We start from the raw sequence: 17,316 nt of genomic DNA, 5'->3' as shown, positions 1-17,316 counted from the left end.
ACGGGGCGAACGCACTCCTGCAGCCTACGAAGCGCCGACGGTGTCTCGAGCTCAGGGACGAGTTCGATAAGTCCTACCTCACCGCGACCAGACTTTCTACGCGCCCTGGAGTGCGCGAGTCGCCAGGTACTCCTCCGCGGCGGGCTCCAGCTTGAAGTCCAACAGCTCGACGGAGTGCGCCTTCAACACCTCGCGCACCTCGGTGGGTGTCGTGCGGAAGTACTCGCGACGCAGGTTGATCTGATTGATGCGCCGGTCCGCGAAGTGCTGGTGCAGCATCGCTTCGATGCTCACGGCGTCGTCTGCGAAGAACAGCGCGTGGACGTCGAACCGGAACGGCACGGACGCATCTCCGAGTTCGTTGACGCGGTCCATCGGTTCGAGGCGCCTGGTGAGTCCGATCTTCACGACGTCCGGGCCGAAGGAGCCGACGTTGCTGATGACGTACACATACCCGGCGCGGATGTTCGCTGCCCGGTAGTCGACGTTCTCGATGGCGTGTTCGACATCAGCAAGGCGCGCCCGCATGCGCTCTGCGCCTTCGAGATCACCATTGGCTTCGAGTGCGGCGATGGTGTTGGCGTAATGCCCGCGTTCCTTCTCGAGGCGCGCCTTCTCTGCGGCGAGTTCCTTCTCCGCCTTGCGCTGCTCCCGAAGTTCCTCACGGTGCGCGCGGTCTGCTTCCTTCTCTTCTTGGACGGCACGGAGGTGCCGGTTGGCGAGTTCAAGCTCGCGGAGACGAAGCTGGTGGAAATACGACGTGATGCTCAGGTCGATCATCGTGCCGAGGCGAGCGATCTGCTCCATCGCCGTGGTGAGGCGCTTCTGAGCGGTGGCCAGGTTCCCGGCACGGACAGCCTTGACGCAGTTCTCGGCCTCGGCGTTGTAAGAGCGGAGCATGAGCTTCGACATGTCGCGAACGAACTTCGCGCCCTTGGCCGTGCTGTTGTTGAAGGTGAAGTTGCTCGTCGCCTGCGTCGCCCGGCCGGCGCGGACGGCCGTCTTGATGTCCGCGCGGAGTGCTTCGAGCTGAGTGGCGAGGGCGACGGAGTCCTCAGCGGGATGCTCGTAGTCGTAGAGGCCCAGTTCCTGGACCTCGACGGCTCCGCGCAGGTCCAGGAGCGAGGCCTCGGTGGATGCGATGGCTGCTTGGCGCGATGCGAGCTCCGCCGAGGCGGCTGCGACCTGCCCGCGAACGCCATCGACTTCCTGGTTCAGGTGGCGCTTCAAGTCATCCAGGGCGGCCACGTCCTGAAGTCCGTACTGGTCGATGAGCCCCTGAAGCCGGGCGACCTCCGAGCGCAGCTTCTCAGCGTGCTTCCGTGCGCCGACGAGTGGGATGTTCTCCAGAACCAGCGCGTTCTGTCCTCCAGCCACCAGGGCAACCGCAACAGGGGCCTGTTCAACGACGGGAGGGTTCCGCGCCGGTGCCGAAGTGCCCGTAGGCGACGATGCAAGCGCTCGAGCCTCTGCGCGGCTGCGGGCCAGCGGGGCAACGGTCTGCACACCGGCAGCGAAGACGTGTTCCGTCCACCCCGCGCCGTCCCAGTACCGTTGCTCGAACTGCCCAGACGGATCTGGATGCCAACCAGCCCGCACAGTCTGTTCAGTCACTCGCTCAACGTAGCGCACCGCGAAAGGCACCTACCGTCCGACTGTTCTCGGCGCCGATAAGGTCAGGCCATGGATCACCCGCCACGGCCCGCGAGAGGCCTCATCCGAGTTCCAGTCACCGATGCCGCTGAACTCGACGCCTCGCGCGTTCTCACAGAGCGACTACAGCAAGTTGACGCCTTACTCGCGCGTTACGCGACCATCGCCCAGCTTCGGGCCAAGCCGACTTCGGAGCTCGGCGACGACGACCGACGCACGAGCTGGCTCCACCTCAGCCACTTCATCGCCTCCTGCATGTCCATGGCCACTGACAATCTCGCAGCGACGAAGCAGTTGCTTCTTCCAGACGGAGAACAGCTCGAGCACCGCGTCACGGCGCACTTCCCGCTTTTACGCAGCGCGCTGGAGTCCGCCTCCACAGCCTTGTGGCTGCTCCGGCCCGAAGACCAGCGCGAGCGCATCGTCCGACTGCTCCAACTCCGCACAACCGACATCGAGTACGACCTGACCCTCGTCAAGGCTGCAGCCAAGCTTGCTGACGTCAACACTGCTCAAGGGAGGTCGACCTCGCAGGCAGCCATTCGCGGTGGAGTCGCCCGTCGGAGGCGCCACTCGCAGCAGATGGCCAAGATCGCCGAAGCTGAAGGCATCAGCGCTGACGAGTACATCGCAGGTGCCCCCGGACACGGGATGATCGTCGAGCAAGCGACCGACTACCCCGACCTCAACGGCGGTTACGCATCAACTGTATGGCGACTCATCTCAGGCCTCACCCACCCCTCCCCGCTCCGCATGTTGACTACGAGCGAGCATGGAGAGACCGTCGATAACGAAGACGGGACGCTCTATGTCGTCGCATCCATGAACCTCGCGCACACGACCAATGCCCTTCTTGCCGCGATGATGACGTATCGCCAAGCCACGGAGACGCTCGCCGCGCGAATCATCCGAGTCCGCGCGCGCTCAGAGCCAACGTGACTCTTGCGCGGACGGCCGCAGATCAGCCGCGGCGCACTTGCGCGACGATTGAGACGAACTGGAGGATTACCGTCCGGCCCGTAGAGGATTGCTCTCGCGGCCTTGCTTCAACTCCCCCGGAATCACCCGGCAAAACACCTTCTGCGTACAACCCACACACACCACCGAAGAAGCCGCCTGAGTTCAGGCGGCTTTTTCGTTGCCCGCTGTTCGCGGACCTGTCCGCATCGTTCCGAAAGGCGTCGGAGACGAGAATCGCCCGTGGTCGTCAGCGACTCGCCCGTTCGGCTGTCGACTCGGTCAGGTTGGCGAGCAGCTGGAGGCGCTCGTGGGTGGCGGATCCCGGTTGCGCTGAGAAGACGATCATCTGCAGACCGCGGTCGGACACGAGATCCATCGCCTGGAAGGTGAGGTCGAGGTCGCCGACCACCGGGTGGTGGACGCTCTTCAGACCGGTGCGGTGTTCGCGCACGTCATGCGCTCCCCACAGCTTTCGGAAGAGGTCGCTGCGAGTGGAGAGTTCGCCGACGAGGTCGCTGAGCTGACGGTCGTAGGGCGAGCGACCGGCTTCCGCACGGAGGAGGGCGACGATCTGACCGGTCTGCGCCTCCCAGTCGCGGTAGAAGGTCTGAGCGCGCGCGTCGAGGAAGACGAAGCGCGCGGCGTTCGCGGGCGGGCTGGCGTCGTCGAGCATCTCGCTGAAGAGCGCGCGACCCAGCGTGTTGGTGGCGACAGCGTCGAGCCGGCCGTTCTGCACGAACACGGGGACGGTGGACATCGCGTCGATGGTCTGCCGCATACCGGAGGTCAGCTGCGTCTTCCGCACGGGGCGTCGCTGTTGCGGGCGCGCTCCGGCGTTCGCCGCCCGAATCAGGTCGTGCAGGTGCGCGTGCTCTGCCTCATCCAGCTGAAGGGCCCGGCTGACGCCGTCGATGACGGCGTCGGACACCCCCGTGGCGTTGCCGCGCTCGAGACGCTTGTAGTACTCGGAGCTCATCCCGGCGACGAGGGCGACCTCTTCACGGCGCAGCCCGGGCACTCGGCGCCGACCGCCGAAGTCCGGCAGCCCCACCTGCTCCGGGGTGAGTTTCGCGCGCCTCGTGGTGAGGAAGTCGCTGATGGCGTCACGAGTGTCCATGACATCGAAACTACGCCGGTGCCAACGATCCAGGGGGTCCCTGCTGGGGCACCCATAAATGGGGCCACGCTAACTCCGACGTGAGGGCGTTGACTCGACTCATCCGTCGACACAGACAGAAGGACACGACATGAAGAACGCACATCTGGGAACCCTCGAGGTCTCCCGCATCGGTCTCGGCGCCATGACCATGGCCGGCACCTACACGACCGGTGGCGGACTCGACAACGACGAGTCCATCCGCACCATCCACCGCGCCCTCGACCTCGGTGTCACTCACATCGACACCGCCGAGATCTACGGTCCCTACCTCAGCGAGGAGATCGTCGGACAGGCGATCCGCGGTCGGCGCGATCAGGTGAAGATCGCCACGAAGTTCGGCCTCGTCTCCCACTCCGGTGGCGGGCCCGGAGTGATCGACAGCGCGCCCCAGAACGTGAAGGCCGCCGTCGAGGGTTCCCTCCGCCGCCTGGGCACAGACCACATCGACCTCTACTACCAGCACAGGGTCGACCCGAGCACGCCCATCGAAGACACGGCCGGAGCCGTCGCCGACCTGATCGCGGAGGGCAAGGTCCTGCATTTCGGACTCTCCGAAGCCTCGGCACAGACCATTCGACGCGCGCACGCCGTGCAGCCGGTGTCGGCGTTGCAGACCGAGTACTCGTTGTGGACCCGCGATGTGGAGTCGGAGATCCTGCCGCTGCTGCGCGAACTGGGAATCGGGTTCGTGCCGTACTCCCCGCTCGGTCACGGACTGCTGACGGGACAGATCCGTTCCGCCGCGGACATCCCCGACGACGACTGGCGCAAGACGAACCCGCGGTTCGTCGGAGAGAACTTCACGCGCAACCTCCGTCTCGTCGACGAAGTCCGTGCCATCGGCGCCGAGATCGGTGCGTCTCCTGCGCAGACCGCTCTGGCGTGGATCCTCACTCGCGGAGATGACATCGCGCCCATCCCCGGCACTCGCCGCGTCGCGCGTGTGGAGGAGAACACCGCCGCTGACGCCGTCGTGCTCACCGCGGACCAGGCTGACCGCCTGACGGCGCTCGAGCCCGCAGCGGGCGAGCGTCACGACGAAGCCAACATGGTCTCCATCGACAAGTGACCGGTCATCCCGCTGTCGTACGAGCCCGTCCGGGGGCCGGTTGGGCTCGTGCGACAGCGGGGGGGCCGCGCGGCGACCTCCCGCTCGTGCACAGGCCCCTCTTCGGGATAGAACTCTGTCGACCCCATGAGCAGCCTCCCGGCGGGAATCCGGATCATCGAGCAGCTTCTCCCACCAGAGGATCCGACTCCGGCGTCTCGTCGTCGACATCCTCCGCCGGTCGCCGCACCAGTTCGACCACGACGACGAGTCCGACGAGCGCAAGGCCGACTCCGATGATGATGCCGAACGAGACGGGCCTGTTCACGATCAGGATCAGCACGGCCAGGAGCATCCCCGTGACGAGGATGGGCCCCCGGAACCTGTCCACGCCGGCACCGAATCGTCCGGTCGAGAGGCCACGTCGCTCCCCCGCCCGCCGGATCGACGCGAAGCCGCTCTCGGCCGCCCCACGGAGCGTGCGCGCAGTCGGGCTCGATCCGGCGATCCATGCCCAGGCCGCCACCACGACGCCCACCAGCGCGAGCGCAGCGATCGTCGAGCTCAGCAGCGCGGTGAGCATGTCGAACATCGACTGCGCCGCGGCAGCCGTCATGATCGACGGACTCACCGCGCCGATGAAGAATCCACGACCGATTCCGAGGCCGGCGGAGAAGAGGAGGAACACGAGAGCGAACCCGAGGCTGGTCCAGAGCACCGCGCGCGGACGGTCGCGTGCCAGCAGCACACCGACGATGAGGAACCCGAGCACGATCCACGGAAGCCAGAATCCCGAGCTCACCGCCACCTGGTAGACGGTGCGCACCAACACCAGCGCGTCGGCCTGCGCGATCGGGATGGATCTGTCGATCTCGGGGATGAGATCCGCGAACCCGACTCCCCGCTCTGCGAGTTCGGCCTTCACCCGGGCGACCACGACTCCGAGGTCGACCGACAGCACACCGTCGTCGGCGAGCTGCAGCGCGGTGTCCGGGCTGTTCTGCATGATCGCGACAGCCCTCTCGTGCGTGAACCGGAGCGACTCCGCCCAGATCGTCGCGAACTGGTCGGAGGCCACGAGATCGCGAACGACACTGTCGACGAGCCCGACCAGCCCGCTGGCCGCCGGCACCTCGAGCAGAGTCAAGGCGGACTCCGCGCGTGGTGGCAGGTCAAGTTCCCGCAGTCCGTCGAAGACGTCGCCGACGACCGCGGTGAGGTCGACCTGCTCGTGGATCGCCGCACTGACCTGCTCGGCGACGAAGTCCTGCACGTCCGGGTCCTGGGCCAGCGGAGCGAAGGTCGAGACGAACTGATCGGCATCCACCAGCTGAAGCCGCGCCCACGTGCCCATCGCCGCGATCGGCGAGATCAGCACCGCGAGCACCAGCACGATGCCCGCGACGACGGATCTGCCTCGCGGCCTCCTCCTCGGCGCACGAAGGCTGGTGTTCTCCTGCTCGAGGGCGCGGACCCGGGCCCTCAGATCGTCCAGTTCGGTCATGTGCCGTCCTCCTCGTTCATCGACGCCGCCGACGGCGCATCAGGGTCGCCGTCACGATGCCGACGACCACCATCAGGATCGCCAGGGCGAGCAAAGCGAAGCCGCCGATCATCACCCAGTCCATGTCCGCACCCTCTTCCGCTTCACATCGCCGGCGCTCATGAGAACGCGGTGATCCCGTTGCCGATGGACAGAGCGCTCATCCGGATGCCGAGCGCGAGTGGCAGCAGCCCGATGCCCCGACCCATGTGCGTCTCCTCCGCCGTCCGCGCGCTAACTCAGCAGCTTCTGCTTGGCGGCGACGAACTCCTCCTCCGACAACACCCCGGAGTCCTTCAGCGTCGCCAGCTGCTGGAGCTTCGAGATCATGTCGTCGGCACCGGCTGCGGTCGCTGCTCCCGGCACGTACTGGGTCGCGGCATTCTGCGCTGCCGCGTCGATCTGCGCCTGCTGCTGCGCGGCCGCATACTGCTCCTGCTCGTACTGCCCCTTCTCCCGCTGCTCCCTGTGTCGCATCGCGACCCCTTGCACGGCGGTGGCGGTGCCGGCGATGACGGCGGTCCTGGCGGCGAGACCGATCAACCCGGGGCGGCCGAACCTTCTGAATGGCATGTCATTCACCTTCCTGATCGAGGATGTCCATCATGGCGTTCACGACGGGTGCCGGGACGCGCTCGCTGTGCAGCACCTGGCCGCCCGCAGCAGCGAGCCGCTGCGCGAGTTCGCGTGCGAACGAGAGTTCGAGCACGACGATGGCCGCCGAATGCCCTGGAAGTACGAGCTCGGCCAAGTCCTCGACATCCTCTTCACCCGCGATCCCCGCGGCGATGGGCGCGAGGTCCCCAAGGCTGAGAATGTCACCGTCCTCGTCGAGTTCGCGGATTTCCACCTCGCCGTCCTCCGTCTTCGTGAGGACGACGAAGTCGAGCAGGCGGACGACGCCGCTGCTGACGAGATCGGTCAGCGCTCGGAAGGTCTCAGAGTCCGGGCTGTCTCCTTCGAACCCGACCAGATAGAACTCCGCCGGCCCGAATCGGAAGTCATTCATGTAGATGGCCGTTCTGTCGAGGGGATTCCGATGCGTGGCTCACACCGAGCGCTTCGACCGTCGCACGGGTGGTGTCGAACACCGCTGAGCGTCATGCCGTCGAGCAGCTCGCGCACGAGGTTCGCACGCGTCAGTCCTGACAGCGGTCGCTGCACTCTGTCACCTCCGTACCGTCGCCCCGTGCCGTCGCCACGGGTGCGGGCGACGTGAGACTCATGCTCGCACCGGCGCACAGGACGCCGATCGGTGCGCTCACCCCAACGGGGTGACCGCAGCGCCGAGCGACATCGAGATCCCGGACGAGAGGCTCGCCCGCTCTGGGTGAGGCTGCGGCTCAGGGGACGGTGGGCGCTGTCAGGATCGCGGTACGCAGTACCTCAACGAAAGGAGTCGATGATGTCGATCTGGGACAGCTTCTGGGCCATCATCTGGTGGTTCTTCTGGGCATTCGTGTTCATCTCGTACCTCATGGTGCTCTTCAACATCGTCGCCGACCTCTTCCGCGACCACACGGTCAACGGGTGGGTCAAGGCGATCTGGATCATCTTCCTGATCTTCGTGCCGTTCCTGACGGCGCTGGTCTATCTCATCGCCCGAGGCCCTGGGATGGCCGAGCGGGGCGCCTCCGCCTATCAGGAGCAACGGCACGCAGCCGACTCGTACATCCGCAGCGTGGCGTCTCACAGCCCGAGCGACGAGATCGACAAGGCATCGAAGCTGCTCGCCGCGGGAACGATCACGAACGAGGAGTTCGCCTCCCTCAAGGCCCGAGCCCTCAGCTGATGACATGGGCGAGATGGTCGGTGTGACGCAGACTCTCGGCGATGTCGAGTTCTTCGTCGTGAGACTCGACTCCGACCATCTCCGTCCGAGCGTGCTCGAAGCGCTGCTGCGACAGGTGGAAGCCGGCACTGTGCGCGTCCTCGACGTGCTGCTCATCCGGCGCCCGGCATCCCACGAGTTCAGCTTCAGGGAAGTGGATTCCGACGAGTTCACGCTCGCGGGACTCGAGCTCCACGCCCGGGGCATCGTCTGCGAGGACGACGTTCGGCATTTCGCCGCTGCGCTGCCGGTGGCGTCGTCCGCACTGCTCATCCTGGTCGAGCCGACGTGGGCCGCGCAGTTCTGCGCGGAGCTGACATTCAACGGAGACACGATCCTCGCGACGCAGTTCATCCCCGCAGCGGTCGCGAACGCGGTTCTCGGATCCACGCTCGACCGGCGCTGAGCCGGCCCCTCACAGGGCCGTCTGCACCGCTTCCCGTCTCGACGAGACGCCCAGCTTGCGATAGATGGAGCGCTGGTGCGTCTTCACCGTGTTGATCGACAGGTGCAGCACACCGGCGATCTCGGGCAGCGTACGCGCGGTCTGCAGCTGCTGGTAGACATCTCTCTCCCGCTCGGAGAGCGAGCCGACCCGCGATCCCTGCACCTCCGCGACCAGGCACCGAGCGACGAAGTCCTCGTACTGCGTGCCGAAACTGACGTGCTCGTGCAGGAGCTTGCGGACAGCGGACTCCCGTGGGCCGAACGGCAGACGGATGTCCTCCGCGGAGGCGACGGCGAGCGCGGCTTCGCAGATCTCGTGCGCCGCGTCGTGGTAGCCGGCGTGGCGGCGGAGGACCGCTGCGGTGACGAGGGTCGCCACCTTGACATACGAGACCTCGGAGAAGGTGCGCAGGCTCCGGAGCATCTCGAGCGCTGTCGCGTACTCCCCTGCCCGGCGGAAGATCCCGGCGAGAGCCACGCAGACGACGGGGAGGTCGGGACACTGCAGGTACTTGCCGGCGATCCGGAGCGCACGGTCCTGTCGGCCAACCGCCTCCTCGAGGAGACCGATGGACGACTCCCGGAACGTGGGCCAGGAGAGCCCGTGCACGACTTCGAGAGGGATGTCCTGGATGCCGATGGCCGCCCGACGGCACGCCGCCGCATCTCCCGTCTCCGCCGCCGAATAGGCGATCATCATGCGGGCGATGCTGGTGAACGAGCGGTCCGATGCACCGTTGGCGAGGACGGAGCCGAACTCTCGGATCGCGCCGTCCACATCGCCGGACCAGTAGGCGACATACCCGGCCGCGGCGGCCGCGCTCCCACCTGCGTACGTGCTCCACGACAGCCGCACATCCTGCGCCCGCTCGACCTCGTCGAGCGACGCGCGAGCCGCTCTGAACTGCCCGGCCCACGTCTGACCGAATGCCAGGTGTCCCGACGACCGCTTGGCCAGCTCCCTGTCACCCGAGCTCCTCGCCTCTCGGGCCGCGGCGGCGAAGTACTCGACGGGCAGCGACGGGTCGGTACGGTGGCGGATCTCGGTCCAGCCCATGAGGTAGTTGATCGCCGCCCGATCGCTGAGCGCCGTCGCATCCGCGCGGAGAAGCATCTCCCGCACGTCGGCGCTCGCCTGAGCGAGCTCCTCCCGCTCATCCGCGATGAACAACCGTGCCACCTGCAGGACGGTACGGCGGCTCTCGTCACCCGATCGCTCGATCGCGGCGGCCGCCCGGTGGAAGAGCTCGCGGGCGACGGCGTGGTCGCCGAGGACATCGCCGGCGCACGCCCGCACCAAAAGCACCTCGGCGTCATCGGGAGTGTGGCGCAGCATCTCGGTCGCCGTGCGCTCGACCTCGGCTGCCTCCGAGCCGACGACGAGCCCCACCCAGTGATCCATGAGTGTGCGCCGCGCGCAGTCGGTGTCTCCAGCCCTGATCGAGTGCGCGATCGCGGAGATGGGGTCGGATGCCGCGAGGTACGCTGCCGCTCGGCGATGGCAGCCCGCCGCTCGCGCAGGATCGGCGCGCAGTATCTCCGCGCATTGCCGCGCGAAAGCCGCGTGCCACCGATAGACCGGACAGTGCGGTCCCTCGAACTTGTCGAGGAACAGTCCCTGCCGCACGCAGTTCTCCAGCAGCTCAGGTGCCCGCGGGTCCTGCGTCACCGCCGTCGCGAGGTCCGCCGTGAGCTCGGAGCAGACGCTCGCGTCGAGCACGAATCGGGCGATGTCGGCAGGGAGCATCGCAAGCACGTGCTCTCGCACGTAGTCGCCGAGGAAGGCCGAGGCGATCGACGCATCGGAGTCGGGGCGGGTGCCGCCGATCATCATGAGCCTGACCGCGATCGGCCACCCCTGCGTCTCCTCCAGGATCGACTCGGCGGCGAGGCCACCCGGCTCTCGGGCTCGCAGGGCCTTCACCTCCGGCTCCGAGAATCGGAGCACTTCGGCGCTCACGAAGGACTCCGGATTCATGAGTCGCTGGCGGGACGAGGTCACCTCGAGCAGGGTGGTGCCGACCAGGACGATCCGCAGTCGGTCAGGCGCCTGCTCCGCGAGCATCCCCAGCAAGCCCCGCCGCCACTCCTCCCCTGCGCGATGCGCGTCGTCGACGACCAGTCCCACGGTCGCGTCGACGTCGCCGAACACGCGGCAGATCTCCTGGTAGGCGTGCAACGGGTCATCGAGATCGCGCGGGAAGAGCGGCGCGTGCCCCGACCTCTCCGCCGAGACGTTCAGAGCGTCGATGACGCCCTGCGCCAGGCGGGACGGGTCGGAGTCGTAGGAGTTCAGCGCGAGCCAGGCGACCTCGCCCTCATGGTCGGCCGCCCACTCCACCGTGGCCATCGTCTTGCCGAATCCACTCGGTGCGCTGATCACCGTCAGCGGGTTGACCTCGACCGAAGCACTGATCGCGGAGGACACCCTGTGCCGCGTGATGATGCCGGGTTGCCGCGATGGAGCGCGGAACCGCACCTCCGGTCCGGATTTCGTCAGGCGGGGGAGACTGACCATGCGTTCAACGTACTGATATATCGGGAGGCGGACAAGGACTCATGCGCGCACATCCATTTCGGCACCGGAAGGAGCGGAAAGCGGCGCTTCGTCCGTCACCGCGGCGTCGCAGGTGAGAGCATCCGCGGTCCGGATGAAAAGGATGATCCAGGTGAACACCAGCACTCCTGCCACGAGCTCCACCGCCGTGAGCGTGTAGTACCCGACGGCGAACAGCACCGCCAGCGCGACGATCACGAGGATGAAGACGAAGCCGAGCAGGAGGAACGTGCTCGACACCCCGGGAATCCACCGACGCAGCATGAACACGAGGATGCCGAAGGCGACGACCATGCCCGAGGCGACACCGGTGTGGAGGGCGAAGAACTCGTCGACCGGGAACACCCCGACGAGGCCGAGGAATATCCCCACCACGACCAGGCTCGTGCGCACCCCTGTCACGCCGCGGGGGTTCGGGGTCGGAATCCCCCGCGTGGCCGTGCGCGCGAGAGTGGTCACGAGCACTCCCGCCACGATCAGCGTGAGATTGAAGGTCCTCGCCGAGAGGTCGTTCGTCATCCCGAGAGCGCTCAGATTGTCCTTCCACCACAGCGGATCGCTGGCGGTCAGCATGCTCGTGACCACACCGAACACGAGGAACACCGCCAGGACCGTGGCGAGCAGCTGGAGGTCCATGTGCGTCGCCGAGAAGTACACGACGTAGGCGGTGACGCCGGCGGTCGCGGCGGAGAGCAGCAGCACCGGGATCGGGAACACCACCGCGCCGGTGAAGCCCTGCTCCATGATCGTCGCCACGAGCGTCCATCCGAGGAGGGCGATGACTGCGTGGGCGAAGGCGACGGCCGCCGTGTCGATGATGGCGAGCACCCGCGCCTGCCTCGGTGCGGTGCGATCGGCGGCGATGATGTGCCCGAGGACAAACACCACGATCGCCGTCGCCGCGGATGCGATCGCCGCGAACTGTCCGACCGAGCCGCTCCCGGCGATCGGCGCGGACCGGAGTCCGAAGACAGGCAGTGCGACGAGGCCCGTGACGATGAAGGCCACGATCGAGATCTGCAGTCCGATCGCCTCCCGCGCCCGTTCCCGCGGCTCGGTGCTCGACCGCGCGACATCGAGGAGATCCTGAGGTGCGGGAGTCGTCATCATCCACACAGTGTCGACCTGATCCTGTCGCCCCGCGACGGACTCTTCATCCGAACAGGGCGAGGCCAGGCCGCAGAGAGATGACCTCGAAGCAGCAACCGGACGCAGAGAGGGACCCCACCACGCGGGCGGGGTCCCTCTCTGTCAGATGAGTTCGAGCGGGGTCAGCCGATGGCTGCGCGGAGCTCGGCTGCGGCGGCGCCGACATCCGGCGCGCTGTAGATCGCGCTTCCGGCGACGGCGATCTGCGCGCCCGACTTCTGCACCGAGCCGATGCTGGCGGCGTTCACGCCGCCCGCGACCGAGAACGGCACTCCCGAGGCCTCTCCGTCACGCAGCAGCGTGTCGAAGGTGAAGCCCTCCTCGGCCTGCTCGTCGAGGCCCGCGTGCATCTCGACGAACTCGGCGCCCAGTTTGACGACCTCCTTCGCCCGTGCGGGCTTGTCCTTCACGCCGATGAGGTCGACGACGATGCCTTTGCCATGCTTCTTCGCAGCTTTGACGGCTCCCGCGATGGTGCTGTCGCCCGCGGTGCCGAGAACGGTCACGAGGTCGGCACCGGCGGCGAAGGCGATGTCGGCTTCGAGCTCGCCGGCATCCATCGTCTTGAGGTCGGCGAAGACGATCTTGTCGGGGTGCGCCTGCTTGATCGCGGTGACCGCGCTGAGCCCTGCGCTCTTGATCAGCGGGGTGCCGAGTTCCAGGATGTCGACGTGCGGGGCAGCCGCCTCGGCCAGCGCGAGCGCGGCCTCCGTCGTGAGCGTGTCCATTGCGAATTGCAGCTTCATCATGTTCCTTTCGTTACTGCGGTCATACACGTGATGACTGCGGTGGACCGGTCACTGCGGTGAACCGGTCGTCGCGGTCATTCGAGGTTCGAGTGTCGAGGCCAGAGGTCGTCGGCGTCCTGACCGCTCCGAGCCCAGAGAGCATGGAACAGCGCATCGCCGATCAGCACGACGGCCTGTTCGAAGAGGCTGCCTGCGTACTGGGCCGAGGCGGCGCCCGAGCGATCGAGCTTGCCCGCCGCCGGCACGACGATGGTCGCCGACCGCGAGAGCGCGGCGAGCGGTGAGGATCCGTCGGTGGTGATCGTGGCGACCTTGGCTCCGACACCCACAGCGGTCTCCGCTGCACGCACGATGCCCGAGGTCGTTCCCGAACCGCTCGCGACGAGAAGGAGGTCGTCCCTCGAGATCGCCGGCGTCGTCGTCTCCCCCACCACTTGCACGTCGAGCCCCAGGTGCATCAGCCGCATCGCGGTCATCCGCAGCGCGAGACCGGAGCGTCCTGCCCCGAGGACGAAGACCCGAGGCGCCTCGGCCACCAGATCGGCCACGCGTCCGAGAGAGACAGGGTCGGTGCGGATCACCGATCCGAGCACGGTGCTGACCTCATTCGACACGAGCCCCAGGGAATGCCCGAGGCCGACCTCCATCACGTCCATTCCTCCATCGTGCGCCCGTGCTGCCGCGGCCGCCCCCGCCCGATCGCATGGTTCCGCCTACCCGAAAGGATGGGTGGGGCATGATGGGTAGGTGACCACCATCGACGCGACTCCGACGATCGACTCCCCCGCCCTCCGACGCGCACAACAGGAGGGCGCTCGGGCGCTCTCGGAGCTCGGCGATCGACATGCCGTGACCCTGGAATCGCTGCTCGCGATCCTGCGCTCCGATCGACTCGATGACCGGGCGGCACGGAACCTCGCGATCGAGGCCGCCGCGAGTGCGCTGGTGCAGCTGCGCGTCGCGAGCGATCAGCACCTGGATGCCGTGCTGGAACCGGTGGTCGGCGCCTTCGCGCGCCTTCAGTCGGACCTCCGCCCCCTGGAGCGGTTCGGCGACCTCGACCTCCAGTTCGTCGAGCCGCCCACGACCGGGCGGGCGCTGCCGAGCGAGGTCGCACACGCGGCTCGGGCGATCGTCCGCAACTCGGTCCTCGCGATCGTCGACGACGGCTCAGCCCGTCGAGTCCGCATCCAATGGGACTGCGACGGCCTGAACCTGCTGATCGGCATCAGGGACGACGGGCGGGGCGAGCTCTCGGTACGCGACGACGCGCTTCGCCCGGCCGCCGAGAGCGTGGTCGCGTTGAACGGAGATCTCGCCGTGTCGTCCACCGAAGGATGGGGCTCCTCGATCGACATACGCCTCCCCCTCGACCCGCCCTCGGCACCCGAGCCCCTCGGCGACGTCTCGGAGCTGTCCGCCCGAGAACGCGAGGTCCTGCGTCTCGTCGTCGGCGGCTCACGGAACCGGGAGATCGCATCGACGCTCGGTATCAGCGACAACACGGTCAAGTTCCATGTGTCTAACCTGCTGCGCAAGACCGAATGCCGGACTCGCGGGGAGTTGGCGTCACTCGCCCGCTGATGCCTCGGGGACGGCGCCAGACGCCGACTCCTCATCCTCATCGCCGCGACTCCGACCTCCTGCGCCGAGGGAGATCGTCGAGAGCAGACCGAGTGCGAGGAAGCCGGCAGCCGTCCATGCGGCGAAGCGCGTGCCATCGGAGAAGGCGGCCTTCGCATCGTCGGCGATGGCCGCGGTCTCGGGGTTCGCCTCGAGCCCGCTGATCGCCGCGCCGGCGCTGTCGACGACCGACGACACGACCTGGTCTCGCTGATCGGCCGAGACGCCCCTGTCATCGAGCGAGGAGGCGAGTATCCCCGCGGTGCTCGTGAAGAGCACCGTGCCGAGCACGGCGACTCCGAGCGCCGCGCCGAGCTGGCGAGACGTCGACTGGGTTCCGGATGCCGCACCGCTGTCGGCGACCGGCACATCGGCCAGCACGACGCCGGTCAGCTGGGCCGTGGCGAGACCCACTCCGAGTCCGTAGACGAACAGGAACGGGATCAGAGGCACCCATGACGCGTCGGGCGCGATGACGAAGCCGACACCCGCGACGCCGATGATCTCGAAGATCAGCCCGGCACGCACGACCCAGACCGGAGCGATCTTGCCGCTGGCCGCACCGGCAGCACCACTCGCGACGAACGACCCTCCCGCGAGCGCGAGCAGCAGCAGGCCCGTCTGCAGCGCATCGAAGCCCAGCACGAACTGCAGCCAGAGCGGCAGAGCGAGGATGATGCCGAACTCACCGAGCGAGACGACGGTCGCCGCGATGTTGCCGTTGCGGAACGAGGGGATCGAGAACAGCTTGAGCGCCAGCAGAGTGGACTCTCCCCTGCGCTCACGGCGCACCCCCCAGACGATGAAGGCGATCAGTGAGAGGAGTGCGAGCGCAAAGGCGAACGGGATCGGAGACAGATCCAGCGGCCACGTCCATTCGCCGATCTGCGGGCGCTGATCCACGAGCCACCACCCGTAGGTGCGCCCCTCGATCAGCCCGAACACGAGACTTCCCATCGTGAGGACCGACAGCATCGCTCCGACGACGTCGATGCGGGACGCACGATCGCTTCGCGTCTCGGCCACGGTCAGGAGCACGCCGACGACGATGATGATCCCGAGCGGGATGTTGATGCCGAAGGCCCAGCGCCACGAGAAGGCGGTCGTCAGCCACCCACCGAGCAGCGGGCCGACGGCGGCCATGCCACCGATCGTCGAGCCCCACACCGCGAAGGCGATGCCGCGTTCGCGACCACGGAACGTGGCGTTGATGATCGACAGTGTCGTGGGCAGGATCATCGCTCCGCCGACGCCCTGGGCGAGGCGGGCGAGGATCAGCATCCCTCCGTCGGGTGCGAGGGCCGCGAGCACGGACGACGCGGCGAAGACCGTCACGCCGATGAGCATCACCCGGCGTCGGCCGAATCGATCGGCGAGGCTGCCGAACACGAGAAGCAAGGCTGCGAAGACCAGCGTGTAGGCCTCCTGCACCCACTGGACCTCGGTCGACGTGATGCCCAGGTCGTCGACGATCGCTGGGATCGCGACGTTGACGATCGTCGAGTCGACGATGATCAGCGAGACCGCGATGCTGATGAAGACCAGGCCCACCCACCGCAGCCGAAAGTATCGTTCCATGACTACTAGCTTAGCTAGCAAAGAGACAGGCTGGGGGAAATCGCCCAGATCAGACGCCGATCGGCGCCGGCTCGAAGATCCTGCGCACGCCGCCCCGTGCCAGCATCAGCACGATGATGAGCGCGGTCACCTGGAAGAAGCCGCCGAGGTGCACCGCATCGCCGAACACCCAGTCGACGAGTTCGAGCACCAGGAACTTGCTCCCCGGGAGCACCAGAAGGAGCGCGGCGATGTTGACGACGCGGATCCAGACATTGCGGGCTCCGCGGATCCGCGTGATGATCCGCTTCTTGACCAGCAGAACCACTTCGAGCACCAGCTTGAGCAGGATCGCCGTGAGCAGCGCGAGCAGGAACGATTCGGAGATGACTTCGGGGAGCAGCTGCGTGAAGGCACCCAGCACCACGAGGTAGACGAACACGTCGACGAGATCGACCGGGCGCACCTTCATGCTCGGAGCCTAGCGGTGAGCCGACGCTCGTTCGATTAGATTGTGCACAATCTAATCGCGTGCAATACTTGAGATATGGCCGTGACCGATGAGATGGTGTGCTTCTCGCTGTACTCCGCCGCCCGCGCGACGACGCAGGCGTACCGCTCGCTCCTGGCACCGTGGGGATTGACCTATCCCCAATACCTGGTGCTCGCGATCCTCTGGATGGAGGGCGAGCAGACCATCGGATCGCTCGGCGACGCAATGCAGCTCGACTCGGGCACGCTCTCTCCGCTCGTCCGGCGGCTCGAGCAGGCGGGCTACGTCGCGCGGGCGCGAAGCTCGGCCGATGAGCGGGTCGTCACCGTCGGCCTGACCGACGCGGGAACCGCCCTCCGCTCCGAGGTCGCACCGGTCCACACCGCGATCGCCGCCCTCGCCGGCATGCAGGACGACGATCAGCGTCACCGGCTGATCGCCGAGCTCCACGAACTCACCGCTCGGCTGCAGAGCTCCGCAGCCGAGCCGGCACCCTCTGCGCGCGCACCGCGCGCCGACTGACCCCAACCCCGGAAGGAGTCCACAC

The 17,316-nt window shown here is 67.2% G+C and carries 17 protein-coding genes; 6 read left to right on the top strand and 11 right to left on the bottom strand.

The window, feature by feature from the left end; translation table 11 throughout:
• Positions 1–96 precede the first annotated feature (96 nt).
• Positions 97–1,599 carry a DUF4041 domain-containing protein gene (locus tag OD997_RS01370; RefSeq protein WP_434332312.1) on the bottom strand — a complete coding sequence of 501 codons (1,503 nt, stop codon included), beginning with the start codon at positions 1,597–1,599 and terminating at the stop codon, positions 97–99.
• Positions 1,600–1,683: 84 nt separating this feature from the next.
• On the opposite strand from OD997_RS01370, the gene OD997_RS01365 reads away from it, so the two are divergent.
• The gene (locus OD997_RS01365) at positions 1,684–2,592 is read left to right on the top strand and encodes a hypothetical protein (RefSeq protein ID WP_434330033.1); all 909 of its coding nucleotides are present in this window, start codon (positions 1,684–1,686) and stop codon (positions 2,590–2,592) included.
• A gap of 268 nt (positions 2,593–2,860) precedes the next feature.
• On the opposite strand, the gene OD997_RS01360 is transcribed toward OD997_RS01365, so the two are convergent.
• Positions 2,861–3,730, bottom strand: coding sequence for a helix-turn-helix transcriptional regulator (locus tag OD997_RS01360; RefSeq protein WP_434330032.1), 870 nt, complete (start codon positions 3,728–3,730; stop codon positions 2,861–2,863).
• A gap of 130 nt (positions 3,731–3,860) precedes the next feature.
• Between OD997_RS01360 and OD997_RS01355 the strand changes: the two genes are divergently transcribed.
• Positions 3,861–4,841: an aldo/keto reductase gene (locus OD997_RS01355; RefSeq protein ID WP_434330031.1), complete on the top strand. Its 981-nt coding sequence runs from the start codon at positions 3,861–3,863 to the stop codon at positions 4,839–4,841.
• A gap of 154 nt (positions 4,842–4,995) precedes the next feature.
• Here the strand turns inward: OD997_RS01355 and OD997_RS01350 are convergent, their stop codons facing one another.
• From OD997_RS01350 to OD997_RS01340, 3 genes are all read right to left on the bottom strand, one after another.
• Positions 4,996–6,324, bottom strand: coding sequence for a hypothetical protein (locus OD997_RS01350; RefSeq protein WP_434330030.1), 1,329 nt, complete (start codon positions 6,322–6,324; stop codon positions 4,996–4,998).
• A gap of 273 nt (positions 6,325–6,597) precedes the next feature.
• The gene (locus OD997_RS01345; protein WP_434330029.1) at positions 6,598–6,936 is read right to left on the bottom strand and encodes an SHOCT domain-containing protein; all 339 of its coding nucleotides are present in this window, start codon (positions 6,934–6,936) and stop codon (positions 6,598–6,600) included.
• 1 nt (position 6,937) lies between these two features.
• Entirely contained in the window at positions 6,938–7,372 is a 435-nt protein-coding gene (locus tag OD997_RS01340) for a DUF6325 family protein (RefSeq protein WP_434330028.1), read from the bottom strand.
• A 396-nt stretch (positions 7,373–7,768) separates the two neighbouring features.
• On the opposite strand from OD997_RS01340, the gene OD997_RS01335 reads away from it, so the two are divergent.
• Together OD997_RS01335 and OD997_RS01330 are read left to right on the top strand one after the other, a co-directional pair.
• A complete protein-coding gene (locus tag OD997_RS01335) occupies positions 7,769–8,155 on the top strand; it encodes a hypothetical protein (RefSeq protein ID WP_434330027.1) in 387 nt (128 codons plus the stop codon).
• A 4-nt stretch (positions 8,156–8,159) separates the two neighbouring features.
• The gene (locus OD997_RS01330) at positions 8,160–8,600 is read left to right on the top strand and encodes a DUF6325 family protein (RefSeq protein WP_434330026.1); all 441 of its coding nucleotides are present in this window, start codon (positions 8,160–8,162) and stop codon (positions 8,598–8,600) included.
• A gap of 9 nt (positions 8,601–8,609) precedes the next feature.
• Here OD997_RS01330 and OD997_RS01325 read toward each other — a convergent pair whose 3' ends face one another.
• From OD997_RS01325 to hxlB, 4 genes are all read right to left on the bottom strand, one after another.
• Entirely contained in the window at positions 8,610–11,159 is a 2,550-nt protein-coding gene (locus OD997_RS01325) for a LuxR C-terminal-related transcriptional regulator (protein WP_434330025.1), read from the bottom strand.
• A 39-nt stretch (positions 11,160–11,198) separates the two neighbouring features.
• The gene (locus OD997_RS01320; RefSeq protein WP_434330024.1) at positions 11,199–12,308 is read right to left on the bottom strand and encodes a DUF998 domain-containing protein; all 1,110 of its coding nucleotides are present in this window, start codon (positions 12,306–12,308) and stop codon (positions 11,199–11,201) included.
• Positions 12,309–12,469: 161 nt separating this feature from the next.
• Positions 12,470–13,093, bottom strand: a complete 624-nt coding sequence (gene hxlA, locus OD997_RS01315; protein ID WP_434332311.1) for a 3-hexulose-6-phosphate synthase — start codon at positions 13,091–13,093, stop codon at positions 12,470–12,472.
• A 77-nt stretch (positions 13,094–13,170) separates the two neighbouring features.
• Positions 13,171–13,752, bottom strand: a complete 582-nt coding sequence (gene hxlB / locus OD997_RS01310; protein WP_434330023.1) for a 6-phospho-3-hexuloisomerase — start codon at positions 13,750–13,752, stop codon at positions 13,171–13,173.
• A gap of 91 nt (positions 13,753–13,843) precedes the next feature.
• On the opposite strand from hxlB, the gene OD997_RS01305 reads away from it, so the two are divergent.
• Positions 13,844–14,680: a LuxR C-terminal-related transcriptional regulator gene (locus OD997_RS01305; RefSeq protein ID WP_434330022.1), complete on the top strand. Its 837-nt coding sequence runs from the start codon at positions 13,844–13,846 to the stop codon at positions 14,678–14,680.
• Here OD997_RS01305 and OD997_RS01300 read toward each other — a convergent pair.
• Together OD997_RS01300 and OD997_RS01295 are read right to left on the bottom strand one after the other, a co-directional pair.
• Positions 14,666–16,297: a DHA2 family efflux MFS transporter permease subunit gene (locus OD997_RS01300; protein ID WP_434330021.1), complete on the bottom strand. Its 1,632-nt coding sequence runs from the start codon at positions 16,295–16,297 to the stop codon at positions 14,666–14,668. The genes OD997_RS01305 and OD997_RS01300 overlap by 15 nt on opposite strands.
• A 49-nt stretch (positions 16,298–16,346) precedes the next feature.
• Positions 16,347–16,748, bottom strand: coding sequence for a hypothetical protein (locus OD997_RS01295; protein ID WP_434330020.1), 402 nt, complete (start codon positions 16,746–16,748; stop codon positions 16,347–16,349).
• A 75-nt stretch (positions 16,749–16,823) separates the two neighbouring features.
• Here OD997_RS01295 and OD997_RS01290 point away from each other — a divergent pair, with 75 nt between their 5' ends.
• Complete coding sequence (locus tag OD997_RS01290) at positions 16,824–17,291, top strand: MarR family winged helix-turn-helix transcriptional regulator (RefSeq protein WP_434330019.1); 468 nt, start codon at positions 16,824–16,826, stop codon at positions 17,289–17,291.
• Positions 17,292–17,316: the final 25 nt, after the last annotated feature.

Origin of the sequence: Microbacterium sp. CGR1 (genome assembly GCF_051062835.1) — a bacterium.
Classification (GTDB): Bacteria; Actinomycetota; Actinomycetes; order Actinomycetales; family Microbacteriaceae; genus Microbacterium.
This window is presented reverse-complemented; position numbering and strand designations above follow the sequence as displayed.

What these genes read in the sequence shown, in the direction of transcription:
- OD997_RS01365 (WP_434330033.1), top strand. Translation starts at nt 1,684, where the DNA reads ATGGATCACCCGCCACGGCCCGCGAGAGGCCTCATCCGAGTTCCAGTC.
- OD997_RS01360 (WP_434330032.1), bottom strand. Translation starts at nt 3,730, where the DNA reads ATGGACACTCGTGACGCCATCAGCGACTTCCTCACCACGAGGCGCGCG.
- OD997_RS01355 (WP_434330031.1), top strand. Translation starts at nt 3,861, where the DNA reads ATGAAGAACGCACATCTGGGAACCCTCGAGGTCTCCCGCATCGGTCTC.
- OD997_RS01350 (WP_434330030.1), bottom strand. Translation starts at nt 6,324, where the DNA reads ATGACCGAACTGGACGATCTGAGGGCCCGGGTCCGCGCCCTCGAGCAG.
- OD997_RS01345 (WP_434330029.1), bottom strand. Translation starts at nt 6,936, where the DNA reads ATGCCATTCAGAAGGTTCGGCCGCCCCGGGTTGATCGGTCTCGCCGCC.
- OD997_RS01340 (WP_434330028.1), bottom strand. Translation starts at nt 7,372, where the DNA reads ATGAATGACTTCCGATTCGGGCCGGCGGAGTTCTATCTGGTCGGGTTC.
- OD997_RS01335 (WP_434330027.1), top strand. Translation starts at nt 7,769, where the DNA reads ATGTCGATCTGGGACAGCTTCTGGGCCATCATCTGGTGGTTCTTCTGG.
- OD997_RS01330 (WP_434330026.1), top strand. Translation starts at nt 8,160, where the DNA reads ATGGGCGAGATGGTCGGTGTGACGCAGACTCTCGGCGATGTCGAGTTC.
- OD997_RS01325 (WP_434330025.1), bottom strand. Translation starts at nt 11,159, where the DNA reads ATGGTCAGTCTCCCCCGCCTGACGAAATCCGGACCGGAGGTGCGGTTC.
- OD997_RS01320 (WP_434330024.1), bottom strand. Translation starts at nt 12,308, where the DNA reads ATGATGACGACTCCCGCACCTCAGGATCTCCTCGATGTCGCGCGGTCG.
- hxlA (WP_434332311.1), bottom strand. Translation starts at nt 13,093, where the DNA reads ATGAAGCTGCAATTCGCAATGGACACGCTCACGACGGAGGCCGCGCTC.
- hxlB (WP_434330023.1), bottom strand. Translation starts at nt 13,752, where the DNA reads ATGGACGTGATGGAGGTCGGCCTCGGGCATTCCCTGGGGCTCGTGTCG.
- OD997_RS01300 (WP_434330021.1), bottom strand. Translation starts at nt 16,297, where the DNA reads ATGGAACGATACTTTCGGCTGCGGTGGGTGGGCCTGGTCTTCATCAGC.
- OD997_RS01295 (WP_434330020.1), bottom strand. Translation starts at nt 16,748, where the DNA reads ATGAAGGTGCGCCCGGTCGATCTCGTCGACGTGTTCGTCTACCTCGTG.
- OD997_RS01290 (WP_434330019.1), top strand. Translation starts at nt 16,824, where the DNA reads ATGGCCGTGACCGATGAGATGGTGTGCTTCTCGCTGTACTCCGCCGCC.